We start from the raw sequence: 18235 nt of genomic DNA, 5'->3' as shown, positions 1-18235 counted from the left end.
CCGAAGCGCGATGGAAGGTACTCTCGAATGAAACTCGACGCGATCGATCTGCGCATCCTCGAGGCGATCCAGGCAGACGGGCGGATTACCAAGCTGGCGCTCGCCGAGCGCGTCGGCCTGTCGCCGACCCCCTGCTGGATGCGGCTTCGGAAACTCGAAAAAGCCGGTATCGTCACCGGCTATCACGCACGCGTTGCCGTGCGTCGGGTTGCGCCTGTCGCCAACGTCATGATGGAGGTCACGCTCGCCAATCACCGCCAGACGGATTTCGACCGCTTCGAGCGCGTGGTCGCGACAGTCCCTGAAATCGTCGCCTGCTGGTCGGTCGGCGGTGGCGTCGACTACATCATGAAGTGCATGAGCGCCGATATCGATGCCTATCAGCGGCTCGTCGACGATCTGCTTGCGCGCGAGCTCGGCATCGACCGCTATTTCACATACATCGTCACGAAGACCGTGAAAGACGAGACGATCCTGCCGCTCGCGGCACTCTTGCCGCAAGCCGGTTGAGATCGGCCGGCCGACAGGACCGACCAAGGCGCCACCCGCGTCGGATGCCTCTTGTGCCGAGACAATCTCTCTTCCGATCCCGGCAACTTTGGTCAAAGTCTCTCTGCACGCACAGCTGATTGGACAATCTCTCGCGCCCAACGTGGCAGTCTTCCCGCACCTAGTCGAGGAGATACGAGATGACCGCCGTCTTTGCGCGCACAGCCTTTCACGACGCTCTGAAACATCTGAGCGACCCGCAATTGCTGCGGGAACTCGCCTATGTCGGTGGACGCTGGGTCGCCGGCGAAGGCGGCAGGACGCGGGAAGTCCGCGACCCTTCGACGGGTGCGACGCTCGCTTTCGTCGCAGCACTCGACGGAGTCCAGGTATCGCAGGCCATCGACACTGCCGAGAGGGCTTTCAAGCCCTGGCGCGACATGCTCCCGCAGGCACGCGCCGCAATCCTGCGCCGATGGCACGACCTGATCCATTCCGCCAAGGACGATCTCGCCCTGCTGATGACGCTCGAACAGGGTAAGCCACTCGCTGAATCCCGCGGCGAGATCGACTATGCCGCCTCCTTCCTCGAATGGTATGGCGAGGAGGGCAAGCGGCTCAACGCAGAAAGCGTGACAAGCCATCTCCCCGGAGCCGAAATGATCGTCCGCAGGGAGGCACTCGGCGTCGTCGGGATTGTCACTCCCTGGAACTTCCCGTCCGCGATGATCACCCGTAAGGCGGCCGCAGCGCTTGCCGCCGGCAATACCGTCGTCGCACACCCGTCCTCAGAGACTCCGCTTTCCGCGCTCGCGCTGGCGCAGCTTGGCGAACGGGCGGGCCTTCCGGCCGGGGTCTTCAACGTCCTCACCGGCGATGCCGCCACGATCGTCGGGCAACTGAGCCAGGATGCCCGCGTCCGCGCCATGAGCTTCACGGGATCGACCGAGATCGGCAGACTCATTGCAGGCCAGTGCGCACCTACCATGAAGCGCCTCGTCATGGAACTCGGCGGGCACGCTCCGCTGATCGTCTTCGCCGACGCCGATGTGGAAAAGGCGGCCGACATCGCGATTGCCGCCAAGTTTGCGACCTCCGGACAGGACTGCCTCGCCGCCAACCGCATCTATGTCGAGCGCTCCATTCTCAAGACGTTTGAGGCAGCATTTGCCGCGCGGATCGCCCACCTTAGGACGGGTTCAGGCCTGGAGCCCGACACCGATATCGGACCGCTGATGCATGAACGCGCAATCGCCAAGGTGGAAGAACAGGTCGCCGACGCATTGAAACGAGGCGCGAAGCTTGCCGTCGGCGGCAAGCGTCACCCCGCAGGGCCACTCTTCTTCCAGCCGACGCTGCTGACCAATGTGCCCGACGACGCCCTCATCATGCGGGAAGAGACGTTCGGCCCCGTGGCCGCGGTCACCGCCTTCGATACCGAGGACGAGGTGATCGCCCGGGCCAACAATACCGAATACGGCCTCGTCGCCTACGTCGTCACAGAGAACGGAGCGCGCCAGATGCGCCTCGCCCGCATGCTCGAATACGGCATGGTGGCAATCAACCGGGTGAAGATTACCGGAGGACCTATCCCTTTCGGAGGCTGGAAACAGTCGGGCCTCGGACGCGAGGGATCGCGCCACGGCATGGAGGCCTTCACCGAGCTCAAATACCTCTGCATCGACACCGCCGCTTGAACCGGATTACGAAAGGAAAGACCATGCTCGACAGAAGCAACGAACTCACCGCCTGGGACCGCGATCACTTCTTCCACCCCTCTACCCACATGGGCATGCACGCACGGGGAGAAACCCCGACCCGCGTCATCGGCGGCGGAAACGGCGTCTACATTACCGACACGACCGGCAAGCGGAGCCTCGATGCCTTCGCCGGTCTCTACTGCGTCAATGTCGGCTACGGACGCGAAAAGATCACCGATGCGATCGCCGAGCAGGCGAAACACCTTGCCTACTATCACGCCTATGTCGGGCACGGCACGGAGGCATCGATCCGCCTTGCCAAGATGATCATCGACCGGGCACCGCAGAGCATGAGCCGGGTCTATTTCGGGCTGTCCGGATCGGATGCCAACGAAACCAACATCAAGCTGATCTGGTACTACAACAATATCCTCGGACGCCCCGAGAAGAAAAAGATCATCTCGCGCTGGCGCGGCTATCACGGTTCAGGTGTGATGACCGGTTCGCTGACCGGGCTTCGGCTCTTCCACAACGCCTTCGACCTGCCGCGTGCGCCGATCCTGCACACGGAGGCTCCCTATTACTTCCGCCGTCCCGACCGTTCGATGAGCGAAGAGCAGTTTGCGCAATACTGCGCCGACAGACTGGAAGAGACGATCGTCGCGGAAGGCCCTGACACGATCGCCGCCTTCATCGGTGAGCCGATCCTCGGCACCGGTGGCATCGTGCCGCCACCGAAGGGCTACTGGCAGAAGATCCAGGCGGTTCTTCGTAAATACGACATCCTGCTCGTCGCCGACGAGGTCGTCACCGGCTTCGGTCGCCTCGGCACCATGTTCGGTTCGGATCATTACGGCATCACGCCCGATCTCATCACCATCGCCAAGGGCCTGACCTCGGCCTACGCGCCGCTCTCCGGCACGATCGTGTCGGACAAGGTCTGGCAGGTGCTGGTCAAGGGCTCGGACGAGCTGGGGCCGATCGGCCACGGCTGGACCTATTCGGCGCATCCGATCTGCGCCGCGGCCGGTGTTGCCAATCTCGAACTCATCGATGAGCTCGACCTTGTGGAAAATGCCGGTTCGACCGGCGCCTATTTCCGTGCCGAATTGCAGAAGGCCGTCGGCGACCACCGCAATGTCGGCGAGGTCCGCGGCGACGGCCTGATGGCTGCCGTGGAATTCGTCGAGGACCGCGACGACCGAAAGTTCTTCGACCCGGCAGCGAAGGTCGGCCCGCAAATCGCGGCAGCTCTCCTCGAACGCGGCGTCATCGGTCGCGCCATGCCGGAAGGCGACATTCTTGGCTTTGCCCCGCCGCTCTGCCTGACACGCGAGGAGGCCGATACGGTTGTGAAAGCAACGGCGGACGCGATCGGCAGCGTGCTCGGCCGCTAACGAGATAGCGTGGTGGTGCCCGGCGGTCGTCCGGGCCCATCTGCTCTTCGACGCCCGTCGCGATGTCTCCGCACGCGGCGGGCAACTAGACATTCTCGCCGGCTGTTCCCTGCCGACCGGAACCGGCATCGGCCGCCTGCCGATCATACGGGAAGCTCATCCGGACGACGAATCCCTCGGCCGTCTTCTCGAACGCCATATTGCCGCCCAGTCGGTCAAGTGCCATCTGGACGATCGAGAGCCCGAGACCGCTACCGTGGCCAGCGGCACGTGCCCCCCTGAAGAAGCGTTCCGTCACACGTGCCTCCTCCGAGGCCGATATCCCGCGACCCTGGTCCGTGATTTCGACGACCGCAGCGTCTTCGCTCCCGAAAATTCTGCAGCTAACCTCTCTCCCCCGCGGCGAATGCTGGATCGCATTCTCGAGAACGTTGCGAAGCGCCAGCCGCACCAGCGTGCGATCCGCCTTTACCATAGCTCCCCTACGATCCTGCTCGCCGAACGCGAGCGCGACACGAACCTCGCTTGCAGTCAGGAGAGGCTCGAGATCCGACGCAATCTCGCTGGACAGCGAATGGAGATCGATAGTTTCTTCCGCAGGCGCCGCCACCGCAGAATCGACCGCGGCGAGATCGATAAGCTGGCGAACCATCCGGCTCGTGCGGTCGACGCTCGTCGATATTCGGGAAAGGGCATCGCGCTGGACTTTCGGATCGTCTGTTCGCAACGCGATCTGGGCCTGGGTCTTCAGTCCGGCAAGCGGCGTCTTCAGCTCGTGCGCGGCATAGGCCGTGAAGCTCCGCTCTCGCTCGCGCGCCTCCGCGACCCGCCCGAACAGACTGTTCAGGGCATGAAGGACGGGCCGGATCTCGCTCGGGGCGGCCTTGTCGTCGATCGGATGCAGTTCGGTCGCCGACCGCCCGGACAAGCCCGCGGCGACGCGCATGAGCGGTGCCAGGCCGCGACCGACGCTCAGCCAGATCAGCAAGGCGAGAACGGGCAGAATGACAATCCCCGGCAAGAGGAGCCCCTTCATAACGTCGCCGATCAGGCGTTCGCGGATCTCCAGACTGTCGCCGACAAGCACGCGCACACCGAGTGCCGGGTTCACCACCGCGTATACGCGCCATCGCTGTCCGTCGATTTCGGTCTCCTTGAAGCCGCTGGTGTGATCGGCCAACGAGGTCTCGGGGGCACTTTCGGATCGGCTGACGAGACTACCCTCGAGTGACCAGATTTGGCAGGACAGTTGGCGACTGTAATTGCCACCCGCCTTTTCGAATGGCGCCGGAATCGGCTTTTCCGTGGCAACACCCACAGCTGCGGCGGCATCGACCCTGTGGTCGGAGATGAGCGAACTCACCATCCGGGCCGCCTCCATCAGCCGGGCGTCGAGCACCCGCTCGACCTCGGCCTGGGTGCTGGCATAGATCCAGACCGCGGCAAAGAGCCAGACGGCGCTGGTGGTCGCAAGCAATATGGTGAACAGCCGGATCCGCATCGAGTTCATCAGATCGCCCTCAGTCGATACCCGGCACCCCGGACGGTTTCTATGAAGCCTGCGCCCAGCTTGGACCGTAGCTTGTGCACGTGGACCTCAATCGTGTTGCTCTCCACGTCTTCCTGCCAGCCATAGAGTTTCTGCTCCAGCAGCGACTTCGACTGGATCACACCCGGCGCCTCCATGAGCGCCTGAAGGATGACGAACTCGCGACGGGAGAGCGAGATGCTCGTGCCCTCCCTCGTGGCGATCATTCGTGCCGGATCGAGCGCCACACCGTTCCAGGAAAGGATACTTTCCGCTCTCCCCTGGCCGCGACGAACGATCGCCCGCAGCCTTGCCGCCACCTCATCGAGATCGAACGGCTTGCCGAGATAGTCGTCGGCGCCCGCGTCCAATCCGGCAATCCGATCACTCACCTCGTCTTTTGCGGTCAGGAGAAGGACGGGCGTGCGATCCTTCGCGGCACGCATCGTTGAAAGGACATCCAGCCCCGAGCCGTCCGGAAGCATCAGGTCGAGGATCACCGCATCAAACGTGTCGGCGGCGACGGCGGCGTCGGCATCGGCAACCGTGGTCACCGCATCGACGGTGAAGCCGCACAGATGCAGGCCCACCTTGAGCCCATCCAGCAGGATTTCGTCATCTTCAACGACCAGCAGGCGCATTCGATCCTCGTTCTCGTTCTCCGGCGTCCGTGCACCGCCGACCTTAAGGCTGCCTTAAGGTTCGCGGGGGAGACCGCCTCCGCACATCAGCAACGGAGCAGATTGTTTGCGCGTTCTTCTGTCGGTTTCATGTTTTCTCATCGCATTCGTCACGGCCGCGCTCGCAAGTCCCGTGGGGGCACCCCTGCCCATGGACCGGGCCTTCCAGCTCAGTGCACATCGTGACCGTGGCGACGTCGTACTCAACTGGCAAATCGAGGACGGCTATTATCTCTATCGCGAATACCTGACCGTCACAGCCGACGGCCCGTCGCCTCAGGTGGAAACGCCATCGGGCGTTATCAAGGATGATCCGGGCTTCGGAAGCACCGAGGTCTATTACGGAAAGGCCACCGCAACCATCGTCGAGCCTCCAGCCGGCACGTTGAAGGTGACGTATCAGGGCTGTCAGGACGGAGGTCTCTGCTATCCTCCGACCACCGTCGAGCTGGACCCGTCGGCGCTTCCGGTCTCAGCCTCGACCAGCGAACCGGCTGGAGGATTGGCAACACCGGCACCGCAATCGACGGCTGTTATTCAGCCAGCGCCCGATCTTCCGCCATCCCCACCGACCGGGACAAGTATCCGCGTGGCCGAGGCTCCGGCCGGCGGCATGGTCGGAGCCCTCCTCGACCGGGGTGGCATTCTTCTGCTTCTTGCCGGGTTCCTCGGTTTCGGCGTCCTCCTCGCCTTCACCCCGTGCGTCTTTCCCATGTATCCGATCCTCGCCGCCACGCTCGCGCGCGAGGGTGAGAGGCTCTCAGCCGGCCGCGGTTTTGCACTGTCGTCAAGCTATGTCCTCGCACTTGCCGCGGCCTTCAGTCTCCTCGGCGTGGCGGCGGCATGGTCGGGTCAGAACTTTCAGGCCGCGCTCCAATCGACGAGCGCAACCATTCTGCTGGCCGCCCTCTTCGTGGCGCTCGCATTGTCGAGCTTCGGACTGTTCGAGCTTCAGCTTCCGGCGTCCATAAGAAGCGCATTCGGACAACGGCGCACGGGCAGGAGTTCCCTCCTCTCGTCAGCGGCCCTCGGGTTCTCCTCCGCTCTCGTCATCGGGCCGTGTGTAACCGCACCGCTTGCCGGCGCCCTCCTCTATATCGCCCAGACCGGCAACGTGGCGCTCGGAGCCGCTTCTCTCTTTGCGCTTGGAATCGGAAAGGGAGTTCCGCTGATCCTCATGGGAACTTTCGGCCCGGGCCTGCTGCCACGCGCAGGGCGATGGATGGAGCGCATCCGCCAAATCTTCGGGTTCATCTTTCTTGGGACCTCACTCTGGTTCGTCGACCGCCTGCTGTCGCCCGGGATCGGACTGGCGCTGTGGTCGGCGCTGCTCGTCACCTTCGCGGTCTTCATCGGAACCTTGGACCAACTGGCGCCCGATGCCGGCAGCGGTCCTCGTCTTGCCAAGGCTGCAGGCATTCTCGCCGGGTTCTATGGGCTCCTGCTTACCGTCGGCGCCGCGTCAGGTTCGACGGATCCTCTCAATCCATTGGCGGCGTTTACGACGAGACCAGCCGAAGCCTCGTCCAAACCGAACGAGATCAGCAAGGCTTCCTTTCAGGAGGTCGGTTCTTCCACCGAACTGTCATCGCTCCTCACGCAAACCGCCGATGCTCGTGCGAGGCCGGCGCTCGTCTACTTCACGGCCGAATGGTGCGTCACATGCAGGGCGATCGAGCGATCCGTCCTTCCGACGCCCGCGGTTGCGAACGCCCTGCGCGATGTCCGTCTCGTCTCCGTCGACCTGACGGACCTCACGGACGAGAAGCGATCGCTGATGAACGAGCTGCAGGTCGTCGGGCCACCGACAATGCTGTTCCTTTCGAAAGACCTCCGTGAAATGCCCTCGACGCGTCTCGTCGGCGAAATTCCCTCAGAGGCGGTTGTCGCCTCGGCAGGGGCAATCAGCGAGCGCGCGCCATGAATGCCGTCGCCATCGGACCTCTCGCCTTCGATGCCGAACGGCTCGCCGCCATCGCCGGTCTGGTCGCCTTTCTCGCTTTGACGTCTTTTCTCGCCTGGCGCGTGGACGACAAACTCGCCCGCTGGTCGACATGGACCGCCTTTTCCGGCGTGGCCGGCGCGCGGGCGGTACATGTGCTTCAGCACCTGGACGGTTTCCTCTCCGAACCATGGCGGATCTTCGCCCTTTGGCAGGGCGGCTTTTCCTGGGCCGGAGGAGCCGCGGCCGTTGTCACGATGATGGTTATTCTGTTCGTCCGGGACCGACGGCTCTTTGCCTGGGGGGCGGCAGGTGTCGTTGCAGGGGTGACGATCACGGGGGTGACCGCCTTCCTGACGTTTTCCCGGACGCATGTTCCACCCCTTGATGTCAGCTTGCCGAGCCTCAAGGGAGATCAGGTCGCAATCGGCGGCGGAGGCCGGCCGATCGTTCTCAACCTCTGGGCCACATGGTGCCCGCCATGCCGGCGCGAACTGCCGATGATGGCGGAGATTGCCGACGGGGCGACAGGCGTCGATTTCCTCTTCGCCAATCAGGGGGAGCAGTCGGCGCAGGTGGACAGGTATCTCCGGGGCCAGCGCCCGACGCTCCGCGAGGTCGTTCTAGACCCGCAGATGACGCTCAGCCGCCATTACAGCGCGGTCGGACTGCCCGCCACACTCTTTCTCGCAGAAGACGGAACCGTGATGGCCTCCCATCTCGGCGAAATCTCTCGCGAGGTTCTCATCCAGCAAATTGAACGACTGACAGACCGAGAAGGAAACTTGCAATGACACCTGCCAATGCCACCCTGACACGATCGGGGTTGCGGCTCGGGGCCCTCTTGCTGCTCGCCGCAGGCATATCCGCCTGCTCGCAGACAGATCCGGTGCGCCCGAAAATCGAAACGCCGAAGGTGGCTGGAAGCATCGCCAGCATGTATGCGCCCATGCAGGATGGCGAGGAGACGGTGCCCGGTATCGACGTCTCGAAAATGGATCCGAAGAACGTCCGCCAGGTGGTGGACTACAAGACAGGCTATCCGCCCGGGACCATCGTCGTCGACCCCTACGCACGCTTTCTCTACCTCGTCATGGAGAATGGCAAGGCGATGCGTTATGGCGTCGGCGTCGCGAAGGCCGGCATCGAATTCAAGGGAGAGGCCGATATCGCGCGCAAGGCGCAGTGGCCCGGCTGGGTCCCGACCCAGAGCATGATCAAGCGGGATCCGGAACGCTACGCTCCCCTGGCGGCCGGATTGCCGGGCGGCGTCAAGAACCCTCTCGGTGCCCGCGCCCTCTATCTCTATCAGGACGGCAGAGACACGCTCTACCGCATCCACGGCACCAACGAGCCGTGGTCGATCGGCAAGTCGGTTTCGTCCGGCTGCATCCGCCTACTCAACCACGACATCATCGACCTGCACCGCCGCGTTCCGAAAGGATCGAAGGTCGTGGTGCTTGGCCCGGAAGAATCAGGAAAAGGAGAAATATGAGATGATCACCCGCAGAAACCTGCTCACCGCCGCCGCTGCCGCTGGCGCCTTCGTGACGCTAGCTCCCGGCATTGCCCTCAGCCAGGAAATCACCGAGAGAACCGTCTTCTTCGACCCTGATGCGCCGGCTCTCGGGAACTCCAAAGGCGACGTCACCGTGGTGGAATTCTTCGATTATCAATGCCCGTATTGCAAGAAGATCCACCCCACGGTCGAGAAGGTGATCAAGGAAGACGGCAACGTCCGTCTGGTGATGAAAGATTGGCCGGTCTTCGGCGATGCGTCGATCTTCGCCGCACAGGCCGTTCTGGGCGCTGCACAGATTGGCAAATACGAGGTTGCGATGGAAGCGCTGATGAAGACGGTCGGCAAGCTCACGAATGACGAGGTCGAAAAGGTTCTGACAGGCGCCGGCCTGTCGATGACAGAGATCGCCGCCTCGGTGAACAAGCACACGAGCAAGATCTCCGGCCTGCTCGATCGCAACTACAACCAGGCGCTGGCCTTCAATTTCGTCGGCACGCCGTCATTTGTCATCGGACGCACGACCTTCGGCGGCGTCCTCGACGAAAAGGGCCTGAAGGAGGCGATCGCCGAAGCCCGGGCAGCAAAGGCGGGATGACGCAACCAAGAACGACGCTGGTTTCGAGGCAAAGACCTGAAACCGTATGGCCACGGCATCGATGTTCCCTGCATCCCGTCTGACAGGATGCAGGGGAACCCGGATTGTCAAGCTCGCGCCGCCACCAATTCGGCGACCGCCTGGCCGCGGTCGTTGAGCGCCATCAGCTTACGAGCGCGTTCCAGGCTTTCCGGCTGTTCGGCACGGTAACGGGCGCCGATTTCCATCATGGCGACGGTGCCGGGCAGGAAGTCGAGTTCGCTGAAGATGCTCTCCCACTCGATGTCACCCCAGCCGAGCGGCATGTGCAGGTCGCCGATGCCCATCGCGGTGTTTTCCTGCAGGTGGTAACCCTTGTAGAAGCCCTGCGGGCGGCCAAAGCTGTCATGCAGGTGCAGGTGGCCGGCAACCGGCGCCATGGCGGCAATCTGGTCGCGGAAATTGAGGCCGCGATAGGTGGACTCGATATAGGCGTGGCTGAAGTCGATGAGCGCAACGACATTGGCGTGATTGACCGCCTTGACGGTCTCGGCGACCTCTGCCGGCGTCTGGCGATACTGGCCGGGCTCGGTGGTGAAGATGTTTTCCAGCGCGATGCGAACGCCATAGGGCTTGGCGAATTCGGCGAGTTCGAGCAGGGCCTCGCGCTCGCGCAGATCGGCTGCGGCGCGGTCGAAGATCTGGTCGGCGCGCAGGCAGCCGCCGTGCTGGACGAGGATGCGGGCGTCGATGCGGTCGCAGATCTCGATGAGCGCTTTCGCGGCGTCGATCTGGTAGCGGCAGGTCGCCGGGTCCATGAAGTTGGAAGAAACGAGACCGTGCACCGTGTACCGGAAGTCGAACTGCTTGGTGAGGGCAACGAGACGCTCGGCGCGGTCCTTGATGATGCGGCCACCGGCGATCAGGTCGAGGGTGGTGACGCCCAGTTCGACGGTGTCGACCCCGATGTCGGCAAGCGCCCGAAGGTCCTCCCCGAGGCTTTGAATTTCGCCGTTGTTCGAGGCGGCGTTGAAGCCGGTTCCGATAATATTGCTCATGTTATCACTCCTGGATTGAGTATCGAGTTAAGTTTCAGGCGGCAGCGGAAATCTGGCCGCGCAGGGTCAAGGCGAGGTCAGGGCTGTCGGAGGTCAGGTGGCCGATGCCGCGCTCCAGCCAGGGGGCGATCAGCGCCTCGTCGTTGAGCGTCCAGACACACAGGCGATCAAGCGGCAGGCGGTCGGTGATCAGCGCCCATTCGGCTTCCATCAGCTCGTGATGGATCGCGACGATCTCGACCAGCGCGTCGACCGCGTCGATGAAGCGGCCAAGCCCGCCCTGTTTGTCCGCCCAGGCGGCGTTGACCGAGACGAGGCGCTTGATGCCGGGCGCGATGCGGCGGCAGTCTTCGAGGACGGACACGTCGAACGAGGTGAGATAGCTGCGCTGGTCGAGACCGCGGGCGATAAGCTCGGCGGCGACTTTTTCAACGATGCCCGGATAGGGCTTGCCGGTCTCGTCGCTTTTCAGTTCGACATGCAGCGGCAGGCCTTCTGCTGTGCCGAGCACGTCAAGCACCTCGCCGAGCGTCGGAATGGCCTCGTCGCTGCCCTTGAGCCTGGTGGCGCGGCGGGCGTCAGGCGAAAGCGCGCGCACCGGGCCTTGGCCTTCGGTGGTGCGCTCGAGCGTCGCATCGTGGATGACGACGAGTTCGCCGGCATCGGTCAGATGAACGTCGAACTCGACGGCATCGACACCCAGCGCCAGCACGTTGCGGAAGCCTTGCAGCGAGTTTTCGGGCCAGAGATTGCGGGCGCCGCGATGGCCGGTGATGAAGGTCATGGTTTCGGTCCTCGTGGATCGGGTTATCGGTAAAGGTCAGCGCACGGTCGGATCGAGCTTGTCGCGCAGCCAGTCGCCGACGAGCGAGATCGACAGCGTCGTCAGCATGATGACGACGGCGGGTGCGAGCATGATCCACGGTGCACGGGTGAGATATTCGCGGCCGAAGCCGACCATGTTGCCGAGGCTGGTTTCGGGCGGCTGTACGCCAAGCCCGAGGAAGGAAAGGCCGCTTTCCATGAGAATGATCTCAGGAAAGGTCAGCGTCATTGAGACGATCAGCGTCGAGGCGACATTCGGCAGGATGTGGCGGAAATAGACCCGGAAAGGCGTCGCCCCGAGCTGGACGACGGCCGAGGCATAGCCTTGTGCGCTTGCCGAGATCGCCAGGCCCCGGGCGATGCGGGCATAGCGCTCCCAACCGTAGAAGCCCATGAGGCAAACGATCAGCATCATCGACGAGCCGAAGAAGGCGAGAACGGCGAGCGACATGATCAGGAAGGGAAGTGCTGCCTGGAAGTCGGCGAGCACGAGCACCAGATGTTCGACCCAGCCACGGAACTTGGCCGCGGCAAAGCCGAGCGCCGTGCCGAACACCGCCGAGATGATGGTGGCGCTGAAGGCGATCACCAGCGACACGCGCACCGACTGGATGAGGCGAGCGAGAACGTCGCGGCCGAGCTCGTCGGTGCCGAGCCAGTGCTTGGCATTGCCTGGCGCTGCGAGGCGGTTGGTCAGGTCCATCGCCGTGATGCCATAGGGGCGCAACTGGTCGGCAAAGAGCGCGACCAGCACCATGGCGGCGAGCCATAGGATGCCGAGCCCGATCGACAGCGGCACATTGCGGCGAAGCACGGCGAAGAGGCCTTGCCTGCGGACCTTGCCCGACCGAATTTCAGTAATGTCTGCCGAAGTCATGTCGGGTCCTCCTAGTGCGCCGCCTGGCTGCGCAGGCGCGGGTCGAGCCAGCCGTAGAGCAGGTCGACGACAAGGTTGGAGATCACCATGGTCGCGGCGATCAGGAGAAGGATGCACTGGACGACCGCGAGATCGCGGTTGGCGACCGAGACGACCAGCAGCCGGCCGATGCCCGGCCAGGAGAAGATCGACTCCACGACGACGGCGCCGGCGATCAGCGAGCCGACCATGAAGCCAACGATGGTGACGATCGGCACGGCGGCGTTCGGCAGCGCATGGCTCCACACCACGTCCGGCCATTTCAGGCCCTTGGCCGAGGCGGTGCGGATATAGGGCTGGCCCATCACCTCGATCATGGCGCTGCGCGAGAAGCGCGCGAGGATGCCGATGCCGCCGATGCTCATGGTGATCGTCGGCAGGATGCCGTGCATCCAGGTGTCCTGCCCCCCCGACGGCAGGACGCCGAGAATGACCGAGAAGGTGAGCACCAAAAGCAGTCCCATGACGAAGGAGGGAATGGTGAAGCCGAGGATGGAGAGCATGATCACGCCGCGGTCGATGATGCTCTGGCGGTGAAGCGCCGCATAAACCCCGGCCGGTATGCCGATCAGCAATTTCAGCACGAGCGCTGGAATGGTCAGCTGCAGCGTCGCCGGAATGCGTTCCAACACCAGCTGCAGGGCCGACGCCTTGTCACGCATCGACACGCCGAAATCGCCGGTGAAGATTGACTGGATATAAGCGAGGTACTGGATCCACAGCGGCTGATCGAGACCCCAGGCGCGGCGGAAGGCGTCGACGGCCTCCTGCGGCACGTCGGGGCCGAGCATGACCTGCGCCGGGTCGCCCGACATGCGCAGCACGACGAAGGCGAAGGTGACGACGGCGAGGATGGTGACGAAGGCCCGCAGCAGGCGGATGAGGACAAAGCGGATCATCGTCGTCTCCTCAGGCGGCGATCGGCGCGTCGGCGCCTTCGACGAGATGGCAGGCGGCGGTGCGTCCGGCGCCGATGGTCCGAAGCACCGGCACCGTGGTGCGGCACAGTTCGGTCGCCAGCGGACAGCGGGGATGGAAGGCGCAGCCGGATGGACGATTGGCCGGGTTCGGCGGTTCGCCCTGCAGGATCATGCGCCCCGTGAGCGGCTTGCCCGGAACCGGCACGCTGGAAACCAGCGCCCGGGTATAGGGATGCTGCGGCGAGGCGAAAATCACGTCCGAGGAAGCCTCCTCGACGATCCGGCCGAGATACATGACCGCCACCCGGTCGGCGATGTTGCGCACCACCTTCAGGTCATGGCTGATGAAGACCATGGCGATGCCGTTGTCCTCCTGCAGGTCGCGCAGCATGTTGACCACCTGCGCCTGGATCGACACGTCGAGCGCCGAGACCGGTTCGTCGCAGACGAGGAGCTTCGGCCGGGTGGCGAGCGCGCGGGCAATCACGGCGCGCTGGCGCTGGCCGCCGGAGAGTTCGTGCGGATAGCGATCGGCCTGATCGCGGCGAAGGCCGACGGCGGCCATCAGGGCCTCGACGCGCGCCGGGCGTTCGTCCTTCGGCAGGAGATCGTGGATCTCCAGAGGTTCGCCGATCTGCGTGGCGATGGTGAGACGGCGATCAAGGGCTGCGAGCGGATCCTGATAGACGAGCTGCATCCGGGCGCGCAGGGCCCTCCACTCGGCCGTGCCGAACTCCGGCATCGGCTGGCCGTCGAAGGTGACTTTGCCCGATTGCGCCGGGTCGATGCCGAGCAGCACGCGCCCGAGCGTCGACTTGCCGGAGCCGGACTCGCCGACGATGCCGAGCGCCTCGCCCGGCATGACGCTTAAGGAGACGCCATCGACGGCGCGCACCGGCGTCGGCTTGCCCAACAGGCCGCGCCGCAGCTGGTAGATACGGGTGAGGTTCTCGGCGGTGATGAGGGGAGTAGTCACTTACGCGCCTTCCAGGATCATCGTCTTGACGGAGTGCGAGCGGGCGGCCGGAACGGGGCTGAAGCAGGCGAGCCTGCGGCCGTCGTCCATCGGCGAAAGCGCCGGCCGTTCCTGGCTACAGTCCTTGCAAGCATGGGCGCAGCGCGGTTCGAAGGCACAGCCGAAGGGCATGGTCTTCGGATTGGGCACCGTGCCGGGGATCGGGACCAGCCGGTTGCGCGGGCCGTCGATGCGCGGGATCGCGTCGAACAGGCCGCGGGTATAGGGATGGCGGGGTTCGGAAAACAGCTGTTCGATCGAGCCCTGCTCGACGATCCGTCCGGCATACATGACGCAGACGCGGTCGCAGACCTGGGAGACGGCGCCGAGGTCGTGGCTGATGAAGACGGTGGCCATGCCGGTCTCGGCGCGAAGTTGGATCAGCAGGTCGAGGATCTGCGCCTGGATCGTCGCGTCGAGCGCCGTGGTCGGTTCGTCGGCGATCAAGAGGTCCGGCTGGCCCGCAAGCGCCATGGCGATCATCAGCCGTTGGCACTGGCCGCCGGAGAATTCGTGCGAATAGAGATCGAAACGCCGGCGGGCGTCGGGAATGCCGACCATGTCCATCAGTCTCAGCGCCTCGGCCTTCGCCGCCTCGCCCTTGAGGCCGCGATGGAGCGTCAGCGCCTCGGTGATCTGCCGGCCGATGCGGATGACCGGATTGAGCGAGCTCGACGGGTCCTGGAAGATCATTGCGACGCGGCCGCCGCGCACACTTTCGAGTGCCTGGCGCGGCGCATCGCAGACTTCCCGGCCGTCGATGCGCACCGAGCCGGTGACGCTGGCCTTGCCGGGCAGCAGGCCGAGCGCGGCCAGCCAGGTGACGGACTTACCGCAGCCGGATTCGCCGACCAGACCCAGCGCCTCGCCGGGTTTGACGTCGAGATCGATGCCGTGCAGCACCGGCACGCCGTCGAAGGAGACGGTCAGATTGCGCAGTTCGACAAGATTGGAGCTCATCAGCGTTCACCTTCTTCAGGGCCGGGGCAGCCCGACTTTTTGGGCCTGCCGCAGGCGGTTCAGGGAAGGGAGGGATCCGGCGGCGCGGGTGCCGCCGGATCAGTCGGAGCGATCACATCGTCCAGTTGTTGGAGCGGAAGTCCATGGCGAAGGCGGGCGCTGCCTTCCACTTGAGCGAGGACTTCATGCCGGTGAAGACGGCGTTCTGGTGCAGGACCTGGTAGGCCGGGTCTTCGCGCTCGCAGATTTCCAGCATGCGGGCATAGGCCTTCTTGCGCAGCGCGCGGTCGGTCGAGGTTTCCATCACGACGGAAAGCTCGTTCAACTCGGCGTTCGACCAGTCCTTCTTCTGCTGCATTTCGCCGTTCGGGCCGAACTGGGTGACCATCGGGGTGACCGGGTCGTTGATGTTGGCCGAGGCCGACCAGTCGCGCACGCCCTTGATGCCTTCCGGATCGTGGATTTGCGCCCAGTTTTCCTTCATCTGGATCTCGACGTTGAGACCGACCTGCTTCCACATCTCGACCATGATCTGCCCGTTGGCGGTCTGGTTGGTGTAGTAGTTGTTGAGCAGGCGGTAAGGGATCGCATCGCCCTTGTAGCCGGCCTGCTTCAAGAGGTCCTGCGCGAGCTGCGGATTGTATTCCGGGGCAGCCCAGCCATCGATGAACATGTCGGTGGTCTTGAAGATGTCGAACTGCAGGCCGGGCGGCACCACGGTCTGGCCACCCCACAGGGCGTCAACGATCGCCTGGCGGTCGATGGCGTGGGTCATTGCGCGACGCACCAGCGGGTTGGCGAGGATTTCGTTCTGGGTGTTGAACACCGAGACGCGGTGGTTGAGGATGGTCGAGCCCTGAACCTCGAAGCCCGGAGCGGCCTGGACGGTCGCGATCTGGTCCGGCGGCAGGTCGCAGGCAAAGTCGTACTCGCCCGACAGCAGGCCGTTGACGCGGGAGGCGACTTCCGGAACCTCGACGAAGCGGATTTCCTCTAGCGGCGGACGGCCGCCCCAGTATTCGTCGAAGGCAACCAGCGTCAGCGAGACGTCCGGCTTGTATTCGCCAACCATGTAGGGGCCGGTGGTGATCGGCTTGCGGGCCCAGTCGGTGTAGGAGGCGGCTTCGTCCCAGGCGCGGCGGTTGGTGATCTGCGAACCGAAGGCATAGAGGCGCCCTTCGAGCGTCACGTCCGGCGTCGCGTTGTGGAAGCGCACGGTGTACTTGTCGACGGCTTCGACGCCGGCGAGCGCCGGCCAGAGCCGGCGGCCGATGCCCGGAACGGCGGCCGGCAATTCCTTGACGGTGGTCGGCTTGTTGTCGGATTCATAGATCGTCTTGCCACCCTTCGGCTCGGTATTGCCGAACAGGCGCTCCTTGGAGAAGGAGAAGACGACGTCTTCGGCCGTCAGTTCGTCGCCATTGTGGAACTTGACGCCCTGGCGCAGCTTGAGTTCGAGCGTCTTGTCGTCGATGCGCTTCCATTCAGTGGCAAGGCCGGCGACCGGACCCTGATTGCCCATCCAGTCGCGATTGATCAGGCCTTCCCAGAAGTTCGGGAAGAAGACGCGTTCGCCGACGTTGGACTGTTCGTTCCAGATGTCGAGCGTGTTGTTGTTGGTGATCTTCTGCACGGCGATCGTCACCGAGGGGCGCTTGCCCTGGGCAAAGGTCATGCGCGGCAGGATCAGGCTGCCGGCGGTCGCGCCGATCAGTCCAAGCGCGCCACGTCGATTGATGGAAAGCATTGGAAACCTCCTTGGGATGGGTCACTCGAAAACAGAGGTTCTCCTCTTGCGCGTTCCGAGTGTCGGTTTGTTAATGGCCTGATGAATTTTGCATGACGGACCGCCGCACAGACCGCGGCGGGCATTGCTCAGACAGGTTCGGCAAGGGCCGCGGGCCTTAAGTGGTGCCTGCACATCGGACGCCTCGCCGAGAACGGCCGCGAAGGCGCGGGCAAGCTCGTCCGCGCCGGTGGCGACCAGCATGGCGCCGGCATCGGAGAGCACGGAGCGACGGCCCTCGCGCGGATCGGCCGGATCGACGAAGCCGATCGCCCGCATGCCGGCGGCAACGGCGCCGACGATGCCGTGCGGGCTGTCATCGATGACCACGCAACGGGCCGGATCAACCCGGAGCGTCTCGGCGCAGAGATGGAAGAGGTCGGGCGCGGGCTTCGGCGCTGCGACCATGTCGGCGCTGAAGATATGCGGATCGAAGGCGTTCCACAGATCGAACAGGCCGAGGCTGTTCTGCAGTCGCTCCAGGGCGCTGTTGGAGGCGACGCATTTCAGTTGCGGCAGGGAGCGCACCAGGGCGTCTATGCCGGCCATCGGCTGGAGCGAGTGGCGGAAGGCCGGATAAAGGGCGTCGCGGGTGGCGGCAAAGATGGGGGTGGGGTCGGCAATCCCCAGTTCCTCGACGCAGATCCGGTGAGCATCGCCCTCCGAATAGCCGGTGAAGCGGCGATGAACCTCGGAAAGCGAGATCGCCACGTCGGCGTCGTTCAGCGTCTGCCACAGGACGCGGCTTGCGACTGGTTCGCTGTCGATCAATACGCCGTCGCAATCGAATATGAGCAGTTCCGTCGTCGTCAAGGTGAAGTCCGCTCCCTGGCTCGGCGAGGAATTCGGGAGGCAATGCCCATCCCTCTCCATCGCATGGCTTGCTGGTCGCCCGGCTTTCGGAAACAATTGCCTTTGGACCC

General features: G+C 64.2%; 17 protein-coding genes. 7 read left to right on the top strand and 10 right to left on the bottom strand.

The window, feature by feature from the left end; genetic code table 11:
• Positions 1-27 precede the first annotated feature (27 nt).
• The 3 genes from ACM6UT_RS11325 to ACM6UT_RS11315 all read left to right on the top strand — a co-directional run bounded on the left by ACM6UT_RS11325 (position 28) and on the right by ACM6UT_RS11315 (position 3586).
• Positions 28-510: an Lrp/AsnC family transcriptional regulator gene (locus ACM6UT_RS11325; protein WP_416797441.1), complete on the top strand. Its 483-nt coding sequence runs from the start codon at positions 28-30 to the stop codon at positions 508-510.
• Between the two features lie 179 nt (positions 511-689).
• Positions 690-2186 (top strand): NAD-dependent succinate-semialdehyde dehydrogenase, encoded by a 1497-nt coding sequence (locus ACM6UT_RS11320; RefSeq protein WP_416797440.1) that lies wholly within the window; start codon positions 690-692, stop codon positions 2184-2186.
• A 23-nt stretch (positions 2187-2209) separates the two neighbouring features.
• A complete protein-coding gene (locus tag ACM6UT_RS11315) occupies positions 2210-3586 on the top strand; it encodes an aspartate aminotransferase family protein (protein WP_416797439.1) in 1377 nt (458 codons plus the stop codon).
• Between the two features lie 85 nt (positions 3587-3671).
• Here ACM6UT_RS11315 and ACM6UT_RS11310 read toward each other — a convergent pair whose 3' ends face one another.
• Complete coding sequence (locus ACM6UT_RS11310) at positions 3672-5096, bottom strand: ATP-binding protein (RefSeq protein ID WP_416797438.1); 1425 nt, start codon at positions 5094-5096, stop codon at positions 3672-3674.
• A complete protein-coding gene (locus ACM6UT_RS11305; protein ID WP_416797437.1) occupies positions 5096-5755 on the bottom strand; it encodes a response regulator in 660 nt (219 codons plus the stop codon). The genes ACM6UT_RS11310 and ACM6UT_RS11305 overlap by 1 nt, the downstream gene beginning before the upstream one ends.
• A gap of 106 nt (positions 5756-5861) precedes the next feature.
• Here ACM6UT_RS11305 and dsbD point away from each other — a divergent pair, with 106 nt between their 5' ends.
• Genes dsbD through ACM6UT_RS11285 form a run of 4 tightly spaced genes read left to right on the top strand, consistent with a single transcriptional unit; the run spans position 5862 to position 9853 of the window.
• Positions 5862-7718 (top strand): protein-disulfide reductase DsbD, encoded by a 1857-nt coding sequence (dsbD, locus tag ACM6UT_RS11300; RefSeq protein ID WP_416797436.1) that lies wholly within the window; start codon positions 5862-5864, stop codon positions 7716-7718.
• Positions 7715-8530: a prolipoprotein diacylglyceryl transferase family protein gene (locus ACM6UT_RS11295; protein WP_416797435.1), complete on the top strand. Its 816-nt coding sequence runs from the start codon at positions 7715-7717 to the stop codon at positions 8528-8530. The genes dsbD and ACM6UT_RS11295 overlap by 4 nt, the downstream gene beginning before the upstream one ends.
• Positions 8527-9231: a L,D-transpeptidase gene (locus tag ACM6UT_RS11290; RefSeq protein WP_416797434.1), complete on the top strand. Its 705-nt coding sequence runs from the start codon at positions 8527-8529 to the stop codon at positions 9229-9231. Before ACM6UT_RS11295 ends, ACM6UT_RS11290 begins: the two co-directional genes overlap by 4 nt.
• A 1-nt stretch (position 9232) precedes the next feature.
• On the top strand, positions 9233-9853 hold the full coding sequence (locus ACM6UT_RS11285) for a DsbA family protein (protein ID WP_416797433.1): 621 nt from the start codon (positions 9233-9235) through the stop codon (positions 9851-9853).
• A gap of 107 nt (positions 9854-9960) precedes the next feature.
• Here the strand turns inward: ACM6UT_RS11285 and ACM6UT_RS11280 are convergent, their stop codons facing one another.
• The 8 genes from ACM6UT_RS11280 to ACM6UT_RS11245 all read right to left on the bottom strand — a co-directional run bounded on the left by ACM6UT_RS11280 (position 9961) and on the right by ACM6UT_RS11245 (position 18125).
• On the bottom strand, positions 9961-10890 hold the full coding sequence (locus ACM6UT_RS11280; protein WP_416797432.1) for a TIM barrel protein: 930 nt from the start codon (positions 10888-10890) through the stop codon (positions 9961-9963).
• Positions 10891-10924: 34 nt separating this feature from the next.
• On the bottom strand, positions 10925-11674 hold the full coding sequence (locus ACM6UT_RS11275) for a glycerophosphodiester phosphodiesterase family protein (RefSeq protein WP_416797431.1): 750 nt from the start codon (positions 11672-11674) through the stop codon (positions 10925-10927).
• A 36-nt stretch (positions 11675-11710) separates the two neighbouring features.
• Positions 11711-12592, bottom strand: coding sequence for an ABC transporter permease (locus tag ACM6UT_RS11270; protein ID WP_416797430.1), 882 nt, complete (start codon positions 12590-12592; stop codon positions 11711-11713).
• An 11-nt stretch (positions 12593-12603) separates the two neighbouring features.
• The gene (locus ACM6UT_RS11265) at positions 12604-13530 is read right to left on the bottom strand and encodes an ABC transporter permease (protein ID WP_416797429.1); all 927 of its coding nucleotides are present in this window, start codon (positions 13528-13530) and stop codon (positions 12604-12606) included.
• A gap of 10 nt (positions 13531-13540) precedes the next feature.
• Positions 13541-14527: an ABC transporter ATP-binding protein gene (locus ACM6UT_RS11260; protein WP_416797428.1), complete on the bottom strand. Its 987-nt coding sequence runs from the start codon at positions 14525-14527 to the stop codon at positions 13541-13543.
• Entirely contained in the window at positions 14528-15526 is a 999-nt protein-coding gene (locus ACM6UT_RS11255; RefSeq protein ID WP_416797427.1) for an ABC transporter ATP-binding protein, read from the bottom strand. It abuts the gene before it with no gap.
• 112 nt (positions 15527-15638) lie between these two features.
• The gene (locus tag ACM6UT_RS11250) at positions 15639-17273 is read right to left on the bottom strand and encodes an ABC transporter substrate-binding protein (RefSeq protein WP_416797426.1); all 1635 of its coding nucleotides are present in this window, start codon (positions 17271-17273) and stop codon (positions 15639-15641) included.
• Positions 17274-17294: 21 nt separating this feature from the next.
• Positions 17295-18125, bottom strand: a complete 831-nt coding sequence (locus tag ACM6UT_RS11245) for an HAD family hydrolase (protein WP_416797425.1) — start codon at positions 18123-18125, stop codon at positions 17295-17297.
• Positions 18126-18235 lie beyond the last annotated feature (110 nt).

The organism is Ciceribacter azotifigens, from assembly GCF_048159625.1.
Lineage (GTDB): Bacteria > Pseudomonadota > Alphaproteobacteria > Rhizobiales > Rhizobiaceae > Allorhizobium > Allorhizobium azotifigens.
The sequence above is the reverse complement of the archived record's forward strand: the minus strand, read 5'-3'. Positions and strand labels throughout refer to the sequence as shown.